Origin of the sequence: Vulcaniibacterium thermophilum (assembly GCF_007923255.1) — a bacterium.
Taxonomy (GTDB): domain Bacteria; phylum Pseudomonadota; class Gammaproteobacteria; order Xanthomonadales; family Xanthomonadaceae; genus Lysobacter_F; species Lysobacter_F thermophilum.
Map to the genome: position 1 here is coordinate 40,078 of NZ_VOHJ01000018.1, position 17,117 is coordinate 57,194.

Below are 17,117 nucleotides of genomic sequence, written 5' to 3' on the forward strand. Positions count from 1 at the left end.
ACGTCATAGCGGTAGAAGGAGTCGCTCACGGTCAACCTCGTCGGGAATGCCGGCACCGTCGGTGACTAGGCTCGCGCGTCCTGCGCTCGCCAAGTCACCCCGCCCTCGGCTCCTGCCTCGGGCGCTCGTCGCGGCGCCCGAACACGATGCGCATTGTCGCGCGGTTCGCCCGCCGACCGCCGCCCCCCCGTCTTCCGCGCGAAGGGTCCACTGCTGTCCGGGCCCATCGAGCCCCTCGCCCGTCATCCCGCGAAAGCGGGGATCCAAGGACGTCGACCACGCTGCGGCCAACGTGCGTGGGTTCCCACCGACGCGGGGAACGACCGGCCGACGCTACGCGCAGCCAGTCGCCATGCGCACCATCCGGGCATCCACGCCGTGGACCGACGGGACAACTCGTGGCAAGCCGCTGGACGGCGACTGCCGCAGCAACGTCGCGGCCCGGAGGTTGGCACGCTTCGTGCGTCATATTCCCCGCACCCAGCGGGGCAGCGCTCCAAGTGCGCGATCGGATCTGGAACGGGGGCCGATCACGCGCCCGCGGGGGAAGCCGAGGATCGGATGTCGGGGGACGTCCGGTCCTCTTTTTTTGCGCCTTTTTGCGCCGGAAGGCCGAAAAGGGCGCCGGCGCCTGACGGAGTCGGAACAGGGGGGATCCGGGACACTCCGTCAGGCACCGACATCGGCGATGACCCGGCTCGGGTCGAAAAGCGACGCAGCGGGTCAGTGCCGGTAGCTTGCGTTCACCTTTCGCCGCATTGCAAGTGCTCAGCGCTCCAGGGTGGGGCGGCGATCACGTTCGAGCCGACGAATGGACTCCTCGAGGCGGCCGCCGCGCGGTTCGCGGGGCGGCGGGGGCGCTACGGTCGGCGCCGGCCGCGGCGGTGCCGCCGGCATGGCCGGGCGGACGCCGATCTCGCGGTTCTCGCGGCGGCGGCGCAGATCGTCGAGGTCGCGCCAGGGGCTGCCGTCGCGGTCGTGCCCGCGGTCGTCCGGACGCGGCCCCGGGTGCGGGTGCGGGCGCGGCCGGTAGCGCGGCGGGCCGTAGCCGTACCAGTACGGGTCGTACGGCCAGTAGTAGTACGGCCGGTACGGGCCGCGGTAGCCGTAGGGGCCGTAGTAGCCGTAGTAGGGGTGGAAGTAGAGCCCGTAATGCCACGGATACCCGTGCGAGTACGCGCCCCACACGCGCACGTCGGTCTGCGGGCGGCCGTAGTAGTAGTCGCCGGGGCCGGCGCGGTAGGAATAGAGGTCGGTCGCGCAGCCCGTCAGCAGGGCGGCGGCGAGTACGGTGGCGACGAGCGTGCGCATGGCGGATCCCCCGGTATCGCCCGCAGCTTCGGCGCGCCGCTTTGAATTCGGGCTTAACCCTTTCCGGCGAGCTGAACGCATTGCGGGCGGCCGCCGCGCTTGCGAGCATGCACGGCCTTCCGCCCCTGTCCTGCCGATGTCCACCCTGCACCGCGCGTCCGGCCGCTGGCGGCTGGGCCTGTCGCTCACCCTGCTGACCGCCCTGTGCTGGGCGACGTTGCCGATCGCGTTGAAGATCACGCTCGAGCAGCTCGACCCGATCACGCTGACCTGGTTCCGCTTCGCGGTGGCCGCGTTCGGGGTGGGCGGCTGGCTGGCGCTGCGCGGGGGGCTCGCCGGGTTCGCCGGGCTGGGACGCCGCCATGCGGCGATGCTCGCGCTCGCCGGGCTTCTGCTGGTCGGCAACTACGTCTTCTATCTGCTCGGTGTGCAGGACACCACGCCGGCCAATGCGCAGTTGCTGATCCAGCTCGCGCCTTTGGGGATGGCGCTGGGCGGGATCTGGGTGTTCGGCGAGCGCTTCCGCGCCGCCCAGTGGCTGGGGCTGGCGCTGCTGGTGGTCGGCATCCTGCTGTTCTTCCGCGACCAGTTGCACGGTGCGGCGCATGCGCCGGGCTACGTGCAGGGTTCGCTGTGGGTCGTTGCCGCCGCGGTGGTGTGGGCCGGCTACGCGCTGCTGCAGAAACAACTGCTGGTCCGGCTGGGCTCGCCGCAGATCCTGCTGGCGATCTACGTGCTGGCGACGCTGCTGCTGGCGCCGTTCGCGCAGCCGGCGACGCTGCTGCGGCTGGACGGCGTGCACTGGGCGCTGCTGCTGTACGCGGCGCTGAACACGCTGGCGGCCTACGGCGCGTTCGCCGAGGCGCTGGCGCATTGGGAGGCCTCGCGGGTGTCGGCGATCCTCGCCACCACGCCGCTGCTGTGCATCGTCGCCGCCACCGCAGTGCATGCGGTGTGGCCGGCGGCGCTCGCGCCGGAGCGCATCGGGCTCACCGGGCTGGTCGGCGCGATGCTCGCGGTCGCGGGTTCCGCCGCGGTGAGCCTGCTCGGCCGCCCCTCGAACGCCCCCGCGCAGGAATGACCATGTCCGCCGCCCTACCCAGCCTCACCGACGTCGAAACCGCCGCCGCGCGCATCGCGCCGCATGCCCATGTCACGCCGGTGCTGCGCTCGCGCTCGCTCGACCGGCTGGCGGGGTGCGAGCTCCACTTCAAGGCCGAGAACCTGCAGCGGATCGGCGCGTTCAAGTTCCGCGGGGCGTGCAATGCCGTGTTCGGCCTGGACGCGGCCGCCGCCGCGCGCGGCGTGGTGACGCAGAGCTCGGGCAACCACGGCGCCGCGATCGCGCTCGCCTGCCGGCTGCGCGGCATTCCGGCGCACGTGGTGGTGCCGCACGACGCGCCGCAGGCGAAGCTGGCGGCGATCCGCGGGTTCGGCGCGCGACTGGTGCCGTGCGCGCCGACGCTGGCCGCGCGCGACGCGGCGATGGCGCAGGTGCAGGCGGACACCGGCGCGGAAGCCGTGCATCCGTACAACGACGCGCGTGTGATCGCAGGCCAGGGGACGGTCGCGCTGGAGCTGCTTCGGCAGGCGGACGGGCTGGATGCGGTGATCGCGCCGGTGTCCGGCGGCGGCCTGCTGTCGGGGATCGCGATCGCGGCGCACGGGCTGGATCCGCGCATCGAGGTCTGGGGCGCGGAGCCGGCGCAGGCCGCGGACGCCCATGCCTCGCTGGCGCGCGGCGAACGCGTGACCGACATGGTGCCGGACACGATCTGCGACGGGCTGCGCGCGCAGCTCGGCACGCTGACGTTCCCGATCCTGCGCGCGCACTGCGCCGGCATCGCGCTGGCCGGGGAGGCCGAGATCGTGCGCGCGATGCGGCTGATCTGGGAGCGCCTGAAGCTGGTCGTCGAGCCGTCGGCCGCGGTGCCGCTGGCGGTGGTGCTGCGCGAGCGCGAACGCTTCGCGGGCCGGCGCGTGGGGATCGTGCTCAGCGGCGGCAACCTCGACCTGGACGCGCTGCCGGGACTGTTCGCGCTCGCCGGACCGCCGTCGCAAAACGCGTGACTGGCCGCCAACGGCCGCGCGACCGCCCTCGACGGCGCACGCCCGCAGGCCTATCGTGAGGAAACAAGAGCATCACGGGGGCTGCCATGCCGTACGCGCACGCCATCCACTGCGAGCACGATCCGCTGCTGATGCTGTTGTCGTACGCGATCGCGGTGCTGGGCTCGCTGACCGCCCTGCAGATGGCGCTCGCGCTGCCGCCTGCCGGCTGGGCACGCATGCGGGCGCTGTTCTGGGCCGGCGGCGCGCTCGGCGTCGGCGGCATCTGGGCGATGCACTTCATCGCCATGCTCGGCTGCCGCATGCCGCTGCCGGTCAGCTACGACATCGGCATCACCGCGCTGTCGGCGGTGATCGCCTGGCTGTCGTGCTGGGCGGGCCTGGCGATCGCCGGCAGCCGCCGGCTGAGCCGGCTGCGGCTGCTGCCGGCCGGACTGCTGGCGGGGGTGGGCGTGGCCGGCATGCATTACACCGGCATGGCGGCGATGCGGATGCCCGCCACCCTGCACTACGACGCGGGCCTGGTGATCCTGTCGGTGGCGATCGCGATCGTGGCCTCGTGGATCGCGCTGTGGCTGACCTTCCATCACGACGGCGGCGCGCGCATGGCGTTCGGCGCGCTGGTGATGGGCGTGGCGGTCTCCGGCCTGCACTACACCGGCATGGCCGCGGCCAGCTTCGTGCCGACGCCGGTGGACGCCGTCGTGCCGATGGGCCTGACGCCGCCGCGGCTGGGCATGGTGATCTTCGCGCTGACCGCGCTGGCGCTGCTGATCGCGCTGCTGTGGAGCGTGGCGCGCAGCCGCCAGCGTCCGCGCCGCCCGGCCTGACGCCACCGCCGCGTATCGCGCTGCGCTACGCTGGCCCGCCCGCACGAGTCGCACATCCCATGAGCGAAACGCCCCGCCAGCGCGCGACCGCGCTGATCGAACGCTACTACGCGGCCTTCAACGCCGGCGACTGGGACGGCATGGTCGCGCTGCTGCATGAGGACGTCGTGCATGACCTCAACCAGGGGGCGCGCGAGAGCGGCCGCGCCGCATTCCGCGCGTTTCTCGACCGCATGGCGCGCAGCTACGCCGAACGGCTGCGCGAGATCGTGGTGATGGCGAGCGACGACGGCACGCGCGCGGCGGCCGAATACGTGGTGCACGGCGAATACCGCGTCGGCGAGGAGGGCCTGCCGCCCGCGCGCGGGCAGCGGTACGTGCTGCCGGGCGGTGCGTTCTTCGCGGTCCGCGACGACCGGATCGCGCGCGTGAGCAACTACTACAACCTGCAGGACTGGATCGCGCAGGTGTCCCGCTAGCGCCGCGGCTCAGCCGAGCAGGCGCACCGGGATCCGCGCCGCGTCGCGGCCTTCCACGAACACGCCGATCCGCTCGCCGTAGCGCTTGAAGGTGAGGTCCACGCGCGCCTCGCCGAGCACCAGGCCACGCACGCCGACCTCGTCGATGCCCGGCGGCAGGTGCGGACGCAGCACGCGCACCTCGCCGTGCACGCCGTCGACTTCCACGCCCAGACAGGCCTGCAGCAGCATGAAGCCCGCGCCGGCGGCCCACGCCTGCGGCAGGCAGGCGACCGGATAGGCCACCGGCGCGGCGCCCTGCACGCGCGGGAAGCCGCAGAACAGTTCGGGCAGGCGCATCTGGAAATGGATCGCGGTCTCGAACATCGCGCGCAGGATGCGCACCGCCGCCGCGCGCGCGCCGTAGGCCGCAAGGCCGGCGGCGCACAGCGCGGTGTCGTGCGGCCACACCGAGCCGTTGTGGTAGGACATCGGGTTGTAGTTGGTCTCGCAGGTGGCGAGCGTGCGGATGCCCCAGCCGTTGAAGAACTCCGGCTCCAGCAGGCGCGCGGCGACCGCCTCGGCGCGCTCGCGCGCGGGCAGGCCGACGTACAGCAGGTGGCCGGCGTTGCTCGCGCGCACCGCGCACAGGCGTCGCTCGCCGTCGACGGCGATTCCGTAGAACTGCCGCTCGGGCATCCAGAACAGACGCTCGACCGCCTCGCGCAGGCGCGCGGCGCGCTCGCGCCAGTGCGCGGCCAGCTCCGGCTGCTCGCGGCGCAGGGCCAGCTCGGCCATCGCGTTGAAGGCGGCGAACGCGTAGCCCTGCACTTCCACCAGCGCGATCGGTCCGACCGGCATGCGGCCGTCGGCGTGGAAGATCGAATCGTGGCTGTCCTTCCAGCCCTGGTTGGCAAGTCCCGTGGCCTCGGCGCGGGCGTAGTCGAGCAGCCCCTGCGGGTTGGCGTCGCAGACGCGCTCGATCCACGCGGTGGCCGCGATCAGCGCCGGCCACAGCCGCTCGATGAAGGCCATCTCGCCGGTGCGCTGCGCGTAGCGTCCGGCCAGCATCACGAACAGCGGCGTGGTGTCGACGCCGCCGTAGTAACGGCCGAACGGCAGCTCGCGGGTGGCGGCCATCTCGCCCTTGCGGCGCTCGTGCAGGATCTTGCCCGGCGCCGCGTCGAGGAACGCCGAATCCTCCTGCGCCTGGTGGTCGGCGAGGAAGCAGAGCACGCCGCGCGCCAGCGCCGGATCCAGCCACAGCGTCTGCAGCGCGGTGATCACCGCGTCGCGCCCGAACGGGGTCGAGAACCACGGAATGCCGGCATAGGGATACGGCCCGCTCGGCAGCTCGCTGGTGAGCAGCGCCAGATCCGCGCGCGAGCGTTCCATCCACTCGTTGAACAGCGGGCCGTGACTGACCACCGCCGCGCCGCGCCGCTGGCGCGCGCGCATGCGCAGGCGCGACCGCACCGCGGCGGCGCGGAAGCGCTCGCGCGAGGGCGTCGCCGCCGCCGCCGCGCCGGCTTCCAGATACAGCTCGTGGCGGCCGCACGGCGGCAGCGCGATGTCGAACGCGATGCGGCGGCCGTCGACCTGCGACGGCGGCTGCGAGAACTGCACGATCGAATGGCGCTCCACGCCGTCCAGCCCGCGGTAGCCGAAGTGCATGCCCTGCGCGTCGCACCGCACCGGCAGGTACTCGCCGCGGTTCGCGCGCACGCTGCCGCGGACCTCGAACATGTCGCGGAAGTCGGCGTCGATGTCGAGCTCCAGCGGCGCATGCACCGGCTGGCGGCCGTAGTTCACGCAGACGATGCGCTCGTACATGCGCTCGTCGTAGAGGAAGCGCGTGCGGGTGACGTGCACCAGCCCGTGCGGCGTGCCCGCCCCGCCCAGCGGCGGCAGCGCGCGGTTGGTCATGTGGGCGACGAAGAACACGTTGTCGCGGGTGACCCCGGAGCTGAGCAGGCTCAGCTCCGCCCCGGCCAGGCGCAGGCGGAAGCGCGACAGCAGGCGCGTGTCGTTGTGGAACTGGCCGTCGCTGCCGCCCTCGATGTCGCCGTAGCCGTTGGCGATCAGGAAGCTGTCGCCGTCCTTCAGCACGTGGCTGGAGAACAGGGCCGCATTGGCTGCCGGATCCATGCGGACGCGGCCCTCAGGCGGCGGTCGCGCGCACGGGGCCCTCGTGCTGCGCGAGCAGCCGCCAGTAGAGCTCGAGGTAGCCGCGCGCCATCGCTTCGGCCGAGAAGCGCCGCTCGAACGTCGCCCGGATGCGCGCGCGGTCGTAGCCGGCCACTTCGCGCACCGCCGCGACCGCGGCGTCGAGGCTGTCGACGATGCGGCCGGTGACGCCCTCGTCCAGCACTTCGGGCACCGAGCCGCACGGCCAGGCGATCACTGGCGTGCCGCACGCCATCGCCTCGATCATCACCAGCCCGAACGGCTCCGGCCAATCGATCGGGAACAGCAGCGCCAGCGCGTCGCCGAGGAACGCGCTCTTCTCCGCATCGCCGATCTCGCCGACGAACTCGATCAGCGGATGATCCAGCAGCGGCTGGATGCGTTCGACGAAATAGGCGCGGTCGGCGAGGTCGACCTTGGCGGCGATCTTCAGCGGCACGCCCGCGCGCTTGGCGATCTCGATCGCGCGCTCGGGGCCCTTCTCGGGCGAGATCCGGCCGAGGAAGGCCAGGTAGTCGCCGCGCGGCGAGGACGGCGGCAGGAACAGGTCGCGCCGCAGGCCGTGGTGGACCGTGCCGATCCAGTTGGCGTGGCGCAGCGGCTGGCGCTGGCGGTGCGAGATCGACACCAGCGGGAACTGCGGCCAGCGGCGGTACGCCGCCGGCAGATCGACGATGTCGAGCCGGCCGTGCAGCGTGGTCAGCGTGCGCCCGGCGATGTCGGCGAACAGCGGGAAGTGCAGCAGGTCGGTATGGAAGTGCAGCACGTCGAACTCGTGCGCGCGCCGCCGCACCTCGTCGAGCATCGCCAGATGCGCGGCGAGATCGCTCTTGAGCACGGTCGGGGTGGGGTCGAGCCGCAGCGCCTGCGGACGCATCGGCACCAGCCGCGCGCGCGTGGTGGCGTCGCCGCTGGCGAACAGGGTGACGTCGTGGCCGGCGTCCACCAGCGCGTCGGACAGATGCGCGACCACACGCTCGGTTCCGCCGTACAGCCGCGGCGGAACGGCCTCGTACAGGGGCGAAATCTGCGCAATGCGCATGACCGGAATCCTCGCAAAGCGTTCGTCTTTCACCGACGCTAGGCGCGCTGCCGTGTACGCGGTGTCGGAAGGCGCGCCCGCGCGGCGCCGGCAGATGGGGATGCCCGCGCGAAGCTCAAGAGTGCGCGCGCATGCCTTCTCGCTGAACGCGCGGGCAACCGCCGCGCAACGAAAACTTCACAGTTCAGGAGCGGTTGCGGGCCCGCGCGAATACTCGCCCGCACCGCGCCCGACGCCTCCGCGCCGCGCGGCCCCACAACGATACGAAAGGTCCCCCATGAAGAAGACCGCACTGCTCGCTTTCGCCCTTGTCGCCGCCCTGCCGTTCGCCGCCCAGGCCGCGGAAGGCGTGTCCTACACCTACGTCGAGGGCGGCTACTCGGCCACCGAGATCGACGACTCCGAGATCGACGCCGACGGCTGGGCCATCGGCGGCTCGGCCGCGATCGCGCCGAACTTCCACCTGTTCGGCAGCTTCGCCAAGCAGGAGATCGACGACACCAACATCGACTTCGACCAGTGGCGCGCCGGCGTCGGCTACAACCGCGAGATCGCGCCCAAGGCCGACCTGCTGACGCGCGTGGCGTACGAAAAGTTCGACGCCGGCAGCGGCTTCGATTACGACGGCTGGAGCGTGGAGGCCGGCGTGCGCGGCGCGTTCACGCCGAACTTCGAGGGCTACGCGCTCGCCGGTTACGAGGACTACGAAGGCTTCGACGGCGATTTCTACGGCAAGCTCGGCGCGCAGGTGAAGTTCAACCCGACCTGGGGCATCAGCGGCGAAGTGAAGATCGCCGACGACGACACCCAGTGGTTCGTCGGCCCGCGCATCAGCTGGTAAGCGCTGACGCAGCGCGCGAAGGCCCGGTTCGCCGGGCCTTCGTCGTTTTCGCCGTCCGGACGGCCGCTCAGGCGGGCACCGCCGGCGTCGCCCGCGCGCCGTGACGCACCAGCACGCGCACCTTCTCGCCCAGCAGACCCGGACCGAAGTTGCGCACGCGCTCGACGAAGCTTTCGGTCACCTCGAAACCGCGCGCGACCAGCAGCGTGCCCAGATCGGTGCGCAGATCCTCCATGAAGATCATGCCCGGCTGCACCAGCCGCAGCGGCAGCTCGCGCACTTCCTCGCCGCCGGTGCCGGACGCGCCGACGCGGTGCGCGAACTTCGCCAGCAGCTCCTCGTCGTGCCGGCGCTGCGCGCGCAGGGTGCCGATCGCGGCGTCGACGCTGGCGCCCTGGGTGATCAGCGCGTCGTACTCCAGCACCAGCGCGAGGATCGCCGAGCCGACCGAAAGCACGCTTTCGGCGCCGACCGCCTCGATCCGCTCGCCGTGCGCGGCGCGCTCGATGATCTCCAGCACCGCGTCCATGCGCGGAATGTGGCCGAGCAGCTTGCGCGCGACCTGCGGCACCGCCGAGGCCAGCGTCTTCTCCTCGTCGGTGAGCTTCTCGGCGTAGTACATCTTCTCGACCAACTCGACCGGCAGCGACACATAGCCGAGCTGCGACAGCATTGCCGCCGCCTCGAGCTGCCAGAACGCGCGGTAGCCGAGGTCGCCTGCGAACTCCATCGCCAGCCGCTTGATGCGCCCGGCGCGGCCGAACGCGACCGGATTGGTGATCGCCAGGACGTCCACCAGCGCGCGGATGCAGCCCAGCAGCGTTTCCTGCAGCAGCACGCGCTCGGCCGAGGCCAGCCGGTGCTGCTGCACGCCGGCGTCGATCGCTTCCTTCAGCTTCTCCGGCGGACAGGGTTTGGTGAGGAAGCGGAAGATCTGCCCCTCGTTGATCGCCGAGATGGCGACATCGCGGCCGGGTTCGCCGGTCAGCAGGATGCGCGCGGTATCGGGGTACAGCGTCATCACCTGCCGCAGCAGCGTGGCGCCGTCCATGCCGGGCATGCGCATGTCCGAGACCACCACCGCGACGCCGCGCAGCTCCTTGAGCTTGGCCAGCGCCTGGGCGCCGCTCTGCGCGGTGTGCACCTGGTAGTGCCGGCGCAGATGCAGGCTCAGCCCGTCGAGCACACGGGCTTCGTCGTCGACGCAGAGAACGGAGGGCAGATCGGTCGGGTTCATTTCAGGCGTACTCCTTGCGGGCGCTCTCCACCCGCGCTCGCGCCTCGTCCCAGGTCAACCCGGCCTGCAGACGGCGCAGATAGTCTTCGTCCAATGCCGGCGGCGCGGCGGCGGTGCACTCCAGCGGCTGCGGCGCGTGCTCGCAGGCCAGCGCGTGCGCCACCGCCAGCACCGCGAGCAGGTCGAAACGCGCCTGCGTCACCCGCGCCGGCGTCTGGTGGTACGCCACCGCCTCGACCACCGGGAACGGCAGGCCCCAGATGCCGAGCAGGTAGGCGCCCAGCTCGGCGTGGGTGGCGCCGATCACCTCGCGTTCGGCGTCCGCCAGCGGGCAGCCCGCTGATGCGCAAGTTCGGCGGCGCGGTCCACCAGCCCGGGTCATTCCTGCGCCAGCACCAGCAGGCCGATCTCGTGCAGCAGGCCGGCCAGCATCGCGTCGTCCTGCAGCGGGGTGCGCCAGGCCAGCGCCACCGCCGCCGCGGCGACCGCGTGCGCGTGCGCCTGCAGCTTCGCGGGATCGAATCCGCGCGGCAGCCGGCTGGCGCGCCAGCGCGAGAACACCTCGGCCGAAAGCGCCAGATTGCGGATCGCGCCGAAGCCGAGGTAGACGATCGCCTGCTCGATGCGGGTGATCGGACGCGCGAGACGGAAGAAGGCCGAGTTGACCACCTGCAGCACCTTGGCGGCCACCACGCTGTCGGCGCCGACGATGGCGGCGACTTCCTTGACGTCGATGTCGTCGCGGTTCATGACCTGCCGCAGGCGCGCATAGGTGCGCGGAAGCGCCGGCAGCGTGCGGATGCGGCCGGCGACCTCGCGCACGGCCGGATCGGCGATCAGTTGCCGCACCTGCAGGCAGCGTTCGATCACGTTCTCCAGTTGCGCGGCATCGCACGGCTTGCTCAGGTACTGGTGCGCAACCGGCACCAGCCGCAGCGTCAGTTCCTCCGAGGCGTAGCCGGACAGCACGATGCGCACGGTCTGCGGCCAGCGTTCGCTCGCCGTCGCCAGCAGCGCCGCGCCGTCCATGCCGGGCATGCGCATGTCGCAGACGATCACGTCGAACGGCGCCTGCTCCAGCGCGGCCAGCGCCGCCTCGCCGCTGGCCACGAACGTCATGTCCCAGGCGGCGCGCTGGTGATGCAGCCGGCCACGCAGCGCATCCAGCAGCGCGGGCTCGTCGTCGACGAACAGGATGCGCTTCTTCACGCGGCCTCCCGGCGCGCGCATCCGCCGACCGGCAGCCGCAGCGTGAACTCGGTGCCTTCGCCGGGGACGCTGCGCACCTGGATGTCGCCGCCGTGTTTGTCCACCACGATCGAACGCGCGATCGCCAGTCCCTGCCCGGTGCCCTTGCCCACCTCCTTGGTGGTGAAGAACGGGTCGAAGATGTGGTCGAGGTGTTCCGGCGCGATGCCGCAGCCGTTGTCGCGCACCGCGACGACCGCGTGCGCGCCGTCGCTGCGGGTGGCGATCTCGATCCGGCCTTCGCCGACCGGCCGCCGCGCCGCCTCGATCGCGTGCGCGGCGTTGACCAGCAGGTTGAGCAGGACCTGGTTGATCTCGCCGATGTTGCAGGTCACCGCCGGCAGGCTGCCGAGGTCGGTATGCACGCTCGCCACGTACTTGTACTCGTTGCGCGCCACCGTGAGCGTGGTTTCGATCGCGTGATTGATGTCCGCCGGGCTCTGCTCGGTGGGATCGGGATGGGCGAACTCCTTCATCGCCCGGACGATGCCGGCCACCCGGTCCACGCCGTCGAGCGTGCGCTCGAACGCCTTGGGCACTTCCTCGGCGAGGAACGCCAGGTCGGCCTGCGCCTCGGCGGCGCGCACCGCCTCCAGCACCGGCGCGGCGGCGGCGCCGCCGGCGAGCGCGTCGATCGCGCTGCGGTACTGCCGGATCAAGGTCTCGCAATCGGCGGCGGCGGCGCGCAGGAAGTGGATGCTGTCGCCGACGTACTGGATCGGCGTGTTGATCTCGTGCGCCACGCCGGCCGCGAGCCGTCCCACCGATTCGAGCTTCTGCGCCAGGCGCAGCTCGATCGCCATCCGCTCGCGCTCCTTCATCTCGGCGAGCAGGCGTTCCTGCAGCTCCTGCTTGCGGCGGTCGGCTTCCAGTCGCGCGGTGATGTCGGCGCCGATGGCGACGTAGTGCGAGAGCGCGTCGTCGGCGCCGTGCACCGGCGTCAGCGTCATGCCCACCCAGTACTCGCTGCCGTCGGACCTGCACATGCGCATCTCGCCGCGCCATTCGCGCCCGTTCGCCATCGCCTCGCGCATCGCTGCGCTGGCGTCCTCCGATCCGGCGGCGAGCGGCAGGCGGTCGTAGGACGCGCCCAGCAGCGTGTCCGGCGCGCCGCCGAGCATCGCCGCGAACGCCTGGTTGAGGAACACGAACGGGCGCTGCGGCAGGCGGATGTCGACGATCGCGATGCAGGTGGTGAGCGCATCGAGCGCGCAGGTGCGCAGGTCCAGCTCCGCCTTCACCGCGCGCTGCTCGCCCAGTTCGCGGTGCAGGCGGCGCAACGCCAGGCGGGCATCGCCCACCGCCGCTTCCAGCACGGCGAGCGTGGCGGTCAGTTCCAACTCCTCGGGGGCGGCAGGAAGATGCTGGGCGCTCATGGCGGCGGAGAAACCGCGTCGATGTCCGGGGTATCGGCCTTGCCCGATCCGCCTTGAGCGCGCGACAGCGCCGGTTCAGGTGAAGTTTTTGTTAAGATGCGCCCGCGTCCCGCCAGGCGGGACGCTTTTTTTGGACATCCGAACAACAACGAGGACCCCATGAAGAAGTCCCTTGCTCTCGCCCTGGCGCTCGCCGCCGCCCCGTTCGCCGCGTCCGCCGGCGAGCCGAGCTACACCTACGTCGAAGGCGGCTACGCCAAGCTGCACATCGACGAAGACGACCTCGACAGCCCGGAGGCCGACGGCGGCTTCGTGCGCGGCTCGGTCGCGCTGGGCGACAGCTTCCATCTGATCGGCGGCATTTCGCGCGTGGGCGAGGACTACCGCTTCCTCGGCGAGCGCATCGACGTCGACGTCACCCAGTACGAGCTGGGCGTCGGCTACCACCTGGCGATGGGCGAGCGCGTGTCGTTCACCGCCGACCTGGCGTACCTGCGCTACGACCTGGACACCGACGTCCAGGGCTACGGCGAGTTCGACGAGCAGGCCACCGGCGGCCGTCTGGGCGTGGGCATCCGCGGCCAGTTCAACGACCAGTTCGAAGGCTGGGTGAAGGCCAACTACTACGACGGCGGCGATTTCGAGGACGAGACCGTCACCGGCGTGGTCGGCGCGCACTACAAGTTCCACCCGACCTGGGGCCTGATGGCCGAGATCGAGCACGGCGAAGTCGCCGAGGTCGAATCGACCAAGTACCTGGTCGGCGTGCGCGCGAGCTTCTGAGCCCGACCCGCCGCGTACGCGGAAAAGCCCGGCTTCGGCCGGGCTTTTTCGTTGGTCGCGCCTGAGCGAACCGGACCGCGACCGCGACCCTGCGGCGACCAGGCGATGCCCGCGAGGGAGCGGCGCGCACGCCCGGCGGGCATGCGCGGCGCGACTGTCGCGCCTTGCGGCACGCCCCCGTCGCCCCGGCGCATGCCGGGGCATTGCAGGGCTGCCGGTATTCGTCCATCCCGGCGTTCGCCGGGCGGGCGAACGTCTATCCCGGAGCCGCGCGCCATCCCGGTCCGGAAAGGGTCGAAATCCCCTTCCGTTGCGGCGGCCTCAGCCGTCGAACAGGCCGGCCGGGTACTCGGGCTTCTGGTTGCGCGCGAGCAACTGGCGCAGGCCGTCGGCGGGAGTGATCTCGCCGTGCAGCACGGCGCGCACGGCGCTGGCGATCGGCAGCTCGACGCCGTGGCGCTCGGCGTGGCGCATGACCTCGTCGGCGGTCTGCACCGATTCGACCACCTGGCCGATCTCGCGCACCGCCTCGGCGATCGACTGCCCGCGACCCAGCGCCAGGCCGAGCCGGCGGTTGCGCGACAGGTCGCCGGTGCAGGTGAGCACCAGATCGCCGAGGCCGGCCAGCCCCATCAGGGTTTCCGGCTGGCCGCCGATGGCGTGGTTGAGGCGCAGCATCTCGTTCAGGCCGCGGGTGATCAGGCCGGCGCGCGCGTTCAGCCCGAGCTGCATGCCGTCGGCCACGCCGGTGGCGACCGCCAGCACGTTCTTCATCGCCCCGCCGAGCTCGGCGCCGAGCATGTCCTCGCCGGTGTAGGCGCGGAAGCTCGGGCCGTGCAGGAGGTTGGCCACGCCGGTGGCGAAGGCGGGCGCGTCGGAATGCACGGTGAGGGCGGTCGGCAGGCCCTGCGCGACCTCGCGGGCGAACGACGGCCCGGTCACGACCGCAAGCGGCGTGTCCTCGCCCAGCAGTTCGCGCGCGACCTCGTGCAGGAAGCGGCCGCTGCCGGGTTCGAAGCCCTTGGTCGCCCACGCCACGCCGGCCTCAGGAGGGCGCAGCGGCGCCAGCAGCCGCAGGGTCTCGGCGAAGGCGTGCGAGGGCACCACCACCAGCACGAGGCCGGCGCCGGCCAGCGCGGCGCGCAGATCGGTGGTGGCGCGCAGGGTGTCCGGCAGCGGGATGCCGGGCAGATAGCGCGGATTCTCGTGGCGCGCATCGATGGCGGCGACCGTGTCGGGGTCGCGGCCCCAGAGCACGGCCTCATGGCCGTGCCGGGCGATCAGCGCGGCCAGCGCGGTGCCCCACGAGCCCGCGCCGAGCACGGCGACGGGCGCGCGGGCGCCGTGGGTGGCGGCGTGCATCGCGGATCAGGCGTTGCCGGCGACCTCGGTGCCGGACAGGCCGCCGGCCTGCGCCTGCGCCTGGCGCTGCCGCAGGCTCTCGGCGTAGAGCGCCTCGAAGTTGATCGGCTGCAGCAGGAACGGCGGGAAGCCGCCGGCCTGGACCAGATCGCTGACCAGTTGGCGCGCGTAGGGGTAGAGCACGTTCGGGCACTGGGTGCCGAGCAGCACGTCGGTGGTCTGGGCGTCGAAGCCGACCAGGCCGAACACGCCGGCCTGCTTCACCTCGGCCAGGTAGATGGTCTTCTCGCCGATCGCGCAGGTCAGGGTGATGCCGAGCACGACCTCGTAGGCCTGGTCGTTGAGCCGCTGCACGCTCTGCTGCAGGTTCATCTGCAACTGCGGCTGGCCGGCCTCGCCGAACACCGCCGGCGCGCCCGGAACCTCGAAGGAGACGTCCTTGACGTACAGCTTCTCGACGGTGAACGCCGGGCCGGCATTCTGCGCGTTGTCGGCGGGGGCGGCGCCATTGAGGGTTTCGTCGGACATCTCGCAACTCCAAAAGGTGATTCGCGGAAAGGCCGGATTATGGCATGGGGGCCGGCCGGGGGCCGCGCCTGCAGGAGCGGCTGCGACCGCGACGCCCGCAGCGCACCGCGCCGCGCCTTCGGCGTGCCCCGCGGTGGCCTCAGCCGCGCCCCTTCACCAGCGGCAGGTCGGCCTGCTGCCAGGCGAGCACGCCGCCGTCGAGCCAGTAGACCTGCTCGAAGCCGGCCTTCTTCAGCTTCTTCGCCGCGGCGGCGGAGGCCTGACCGGTGCGGCAGACCACCACCACCGGGCGCTGCTTCGCCCCCGCGAGCGGCTTCTTGTCGGGGTCGAGCTGGCTCGGCGTCACCGACCGGGCGCCGGCGATGTGGCCCTTCTCGAAATCGGCGGTGGCCGACAGGTCCACCACCAGCGCGTCCTCGCGGTTGATCAGCACGGTCAGCTCGGCCGGGCGCAGCGCCTTGTAGCCGCGGAACAGGCGCGCGATCTCGGTGTAGACGATGGCCAGGGTGAGGCCGACGAACGCCAGCGACAGGTAGGGGTGGCGTTCGGCGAACGCGAGCAGCTCTTGGACGGTCACGTCGGATCGGGCAGCGCGGATGGGGGCGCGATTGTAGCCTTCGCGGCTATTCGCCCGCCCACAGGTCCGGCAGGCCGCCCTCGATCCACCAGCTGCCGGCCTCCGGATCCCAGCGCCAGCGCTCGCGGTAGCGCAGGGTGCGCTCGGCCAGCGTGTGCCGGTTGATCACGCCGATCTCGATCTCGCGCACGGCGGTGAACTTGTCCGGCGCGTGCGCGCCCAGCTCGCGGTAGGCGGAGATCTGCACCTGCCGGTAGCGCTCCAGCTCGAGCGGGGTGAGCGGATGCGCCTGGCGGTGCTTCGGGTCGACCAGGTTCCATGCGCCCTCGAAATCGCCCCAGCGGATCGCCGCCGACCAGGCGTACTGCGCCGCCTGCAGGCGGTCGCTGCGGCGGCCGGCGTGCGCGCAGCCGGCCGCGAGCGCGGCGGCGAGCAGCAGGACGGTCGCGAGCAGGACGCGGATGGGCATGGTCGTCTCCGGCGAGGCGGTCGGATGCCGCGCAGGATGCCATTCATTCCGCCGCCGGAGTGCGGCGCAGGGCGGCGAAACGGGCGATCGACTCGGTGGCGAGGGTGCCATCGGCGCACAGCGCGCGGGCGGCGATCTCGATCCGCGCCCGGCCGCGGGCGCGCAGGGTGTCGACGAAGCCGGGCCAGGCCGCCTCGTCGACGAGCGCGGCCTCGACCCGCAGGTCGTCGTACAGCGGCGCGCGGTAGCGGATCTGCGACTCGGCGACGTAGACCTCGGCATCGAAGCCGGCGTCCTCCAGCCGCAGCGTCAGCAGGCCCCAGCCGGCCAGCGTCATCAGCGAGGCGAGGCTGCCGCCGAACGCGCAGCCCTTGTCGTTGACGTGCAGCGCCAGCGGCGCGCTCAAGCGCAGCGTGCGGCCGTCGCAGCCGTCCACGTGCAGGCCGAGCGCGGCCACCGGGGGCATCGACTGGAAGTGGTGCGCAAGCCGCAGCAGCGGCGCGGGTGGGGAGACGGTCATGCGGATTCCGGGGCGGTGGGCGCTGTGCCAAGCTGGCACGCATGGTCGAGCGCGCGATGCGGCGATGGTACGTGATCTCGTTGCGGCCGCAGGGCGAACACGGCGCGCTGCGGCGCGCGGCGGCGCGCGTGGGGGCGCGGACGGTGGCGCTGTCGCCGTGGAAGCTGGTGCCGCTCGAGGATGCGCACGCCCGCGCCGCGCTCGAGGCGGCGCTGGCGGCGCCGCGCGTGGTGTTCACCAGCCCGGCGGCGGTGCGCGCGGCGGCGCGGCTCGCCGCG

General features: G+C 72.3%; 18 protein-coding genes and 1 pseudogene. 7 read left to right on the plus strand and 12 right to left on the minus strand.

Translation table 11 applies throughout. The annotated features are described in order from the left end of the window. Positions 1–768: 768 nt before the first annotated feature. On the minus strand, positions 769–1,311 hold the full coding sequence (locus FQY64_RS08960; protein WP_229814858.1) for a hypothetical protein: 543 nt from the start codon (positions 1,309–1,311) through the stop codon (positions 769–771). A gap of 136 nt (positions 1,312–1,447) precedes the next feature. On the opposite strand from FQY64_RS08960, the gene FQY64_RS08965 reads away from it, so the two are divergent. The 4 genes from FQY64_RS08965 to FQY64_RS08980 all read left to right on the plus strand — a co-directional run bounded on the left by FQY64_RS08965 (position 1,448) and on the right by FQY64_RS08980 (position 4,690). Next, positions 1,448–2,392: a DMT family transporter gene (locus FQY64_RS08965; protein WP_222431774.1), complete on the plus strand. Its 945-nt coding sequence runs from the start codon at positions 1,448–1,450 to the stop codon at positions 2,390–2,392. Positions 2,393–2,394: 2 nt separating this feature from the next. Next, positions 2,395–3,381: a pyridoxal-phosphate dependent enzyme gene (locus FQY64_RS08970; RefSeq protein ID WP_146473923.1), complete on the plus strand. Its 987-nt coding sequence runs from the start codon at positions 2,395–2,397 to the stop codon at positions 3,379–3,381. 86 nt (positions 3,382–3,467) lie between these two features. Further along, positions 3,468–4,211 carry an MHYT domain-containing protein gene (locus tag FQY64_RS08975; RefSeq protein WP_146473924.1) on the plus strand — a complete coding sequence of 248 codons (744 nt, stop codon included), beginning with the start codon at positions 3,468–3,470 and terminating at the stop codon, positions 4,209–4,211. 59 nt (positions 4,212–4,270) lie between these two features. Beyond that, complete coding sequence (locus FQY64_RS08980; RefSeq protein WP_146473925.1) at positions 4,271–4,690, plus strand: ketosteroid isomerase-related protein; 420 nt, start codon at positions 4,271–4,273, stop codon at positions 4,688–4,690. A 9-nt stretch (positions 4,691–4,699) separates the two neighbouring features. On the opposite strand, the gene FQY64_RS08985 is transcribed toward FQY64_RS08980, so the two are convergent. After that, entirely contained in the window at positions 4,700–6,817 is a 2,118-nt protein-coding gene (locus FQY64_RS08985) for an amylo-alpha-1,6-glucosidase (RefSeq protein ID WP_146473926.1), read from the minus strand. Positions 6,818–6,830: 13 nt separating this feature from the next. Continuing rightward, complete coding sequence (locus tag FQY64_RS08990) at positions 6,831–7,898, minus strand: glycosyltransferase family 4 protein (RefSeq protein WP_146473927.1); 1,068 nt, start codon at positions 7,896–7,898, stop codon at positions 6,831–6,833. A 277-nt stretch (positions 7,899–8,175) separates the two neighbouring features. On the opposite strand from FQY64_RS08990, the gene FQY64_RS08995 reads away from it, so the two are divergent. Beyond that, positions 8,176–8,739: an OmpO family porin gene (locus tag FQY64_RS08995; protein WP_146473928.1), complete on the plus strand. Its 564-nt coding sequence runs from the start codon at positions 8,176–8,178 to the stop codon at positions 8,737–8,739. Between the two features lie 67 nt (positions 8,740–8,806). On the opposite strand, the gene FQY64_RS09000 is transcribed toward FQY64_RS08995, so the two are convergent. Genes FQY64_RS09000 through FQY64_RS09015 form a run of 4 tightly spaced genes read right to left on the minus strand, consistent with a single transcriptional unit; the run spans position 8,807 to position 12,600 of the window. Then, positions 8,807–9,976: a response regulator gene (locus tag FQY64_RS09000; protein WP_146473929.1), complete on the minus strand. Its 1,170-nt coding sequence runs from the start codon at positions 9,974–9,976 to the stop codon at positions 8,807–8,809. Between the two features lies 1 nt (position 9,977). Then, positions 9,978–10,358, minus strand: a complete 381-nt coding sequence (locus FQY64_RS15185; RefSeq protein WP_146473930.1) for an HDOD domain-containing protein — start codon at positions 10,356–10,358, stop codon at positions 9,978–9,980. Beyond that, positions 10,355–11,185, minus strand: a complete 831-nt coding sequence (locus FQY64_RS09010; RefSeq protein ID WP_186760909.1) for an HDOD domain-containing protein — start codon at positions 11,183–11,185, stop codon at positions 10,355–10,357. Before FQY64_RS09010 ends, FQY64_RS15185 begins: the two co-directional genes overlap by 4 nt. Further along, a complete protein-coding gene (locus FQY64_RS09015; protein WP_146473932.1) occupies positions 11,182–12,600 on the minus strand; it encodes a sensor histidine kinase in 1,419 nt (472 codons plus the stop codon). The genes FQY64_RS09010 and FQY64_RS09015 overlap by 4 nt, the downstream gene beginning before the upstream one ends. 159 nt (positions 12,601–12,759) lie before the next feature. Between FQY64_RS09015 and FQY64_RS09020 the strand changes: the two genes are divergently transcribed. Then, the gene (locus FQY64_RS09020; protein ID WP_186760910.1) at positions 12,760–13,383 is read left to right on the plus strand and encodes an outer membrane beta-barrel protein; all 624 of its coding nucleotides are present in this window, start codon (positions 12,760–12,762) and stop codon (positions 13,381–13,383) included. Between the two features lie 321 nt (positions 13,384–13,704). On the opposite strand, the gene FQY64_RS09025 is transcribed toward FQY64_RS09020, so the two are convergent. From FQY64_RS09025 to FQY64_RS09045, 5 genes are all read right to left on the minus strand, one after another. Continuing rightward, entirely contained in the window at positions 13,705–14,745 is a 1,041-nt protein-coding gene (locus tag FQY64_RS09025; RefSeq protein ID WP_146473934.1) for an NAD(P)H-dependent glycerol-3-phosphate dehydrogenase, read from the minus strand. A gap of 6 nt (positions 14,746–14,751) precedes the next feature. Continuing rightward, the gene (secB, locus tag FQY64_RS09030) at positions 14,752–15,273 is read right to left on the minus strand and encodes a protein-export chaperone SecB (RefSeq protein WP_146473935.1); all 522 of its coding nucleotides are present in this window, start codon (positions 15,271–15,273) and stop codon (positions 14,752–14,754) included. Between the two features lie 139 nt (positions 15,274–15,412). After that, the gene (locus FQY64_RS09035; RefSeq protein ID WP_146473936.1) at positions 15,413–15,850 is read right to left on the minus strand and encodes a rhodanese-like domain-containing protein; all 438 of its coding nucleotides are present in this window, start codon (positions 15,848–15,850) and stop codon (positions 15,413–15,415) included. A 46-nt stretch (positions 15,851–15,896) separates the two neighbouring features. Beyond that, positions 15,897–16,319 (minus strand): hypothetical protein, encoded by a 423-nt coding sequence (locus FQY64_RS09040; RefSeq protein WP_146473937.1) that lies wholly within the window; start codon positions 16,317–16,319, stop codon positions 15,897–15,899. Between the two features lie 43 nt (positions 16,320–16,362). Further along, positions 16,363–16,839 carry a YiiD C-terminal domain-containing protein gene (locus FQY64_RS09045; protein ID WP_146473938.1) on the minus strand — a complete coding sequence of 159 codons (477 nt, stop codon included), beginning with the start codon at positions 16,837–16,839 and terminating at the stop codon, positions 16,363–16,365. 56 nt (positions 16,840–16,895) lie between these two features. On the opposite strand from FQY64_RS09045, the pseudogene FQY64_RS09050 reads away from it, so the two are divergent. After that, a pseudogene (locus FQY64_RS09050) lies at positions 16,896–17,117 on the plus strand (uroporphyrinogen-III synthase); the annotation flags it as partial.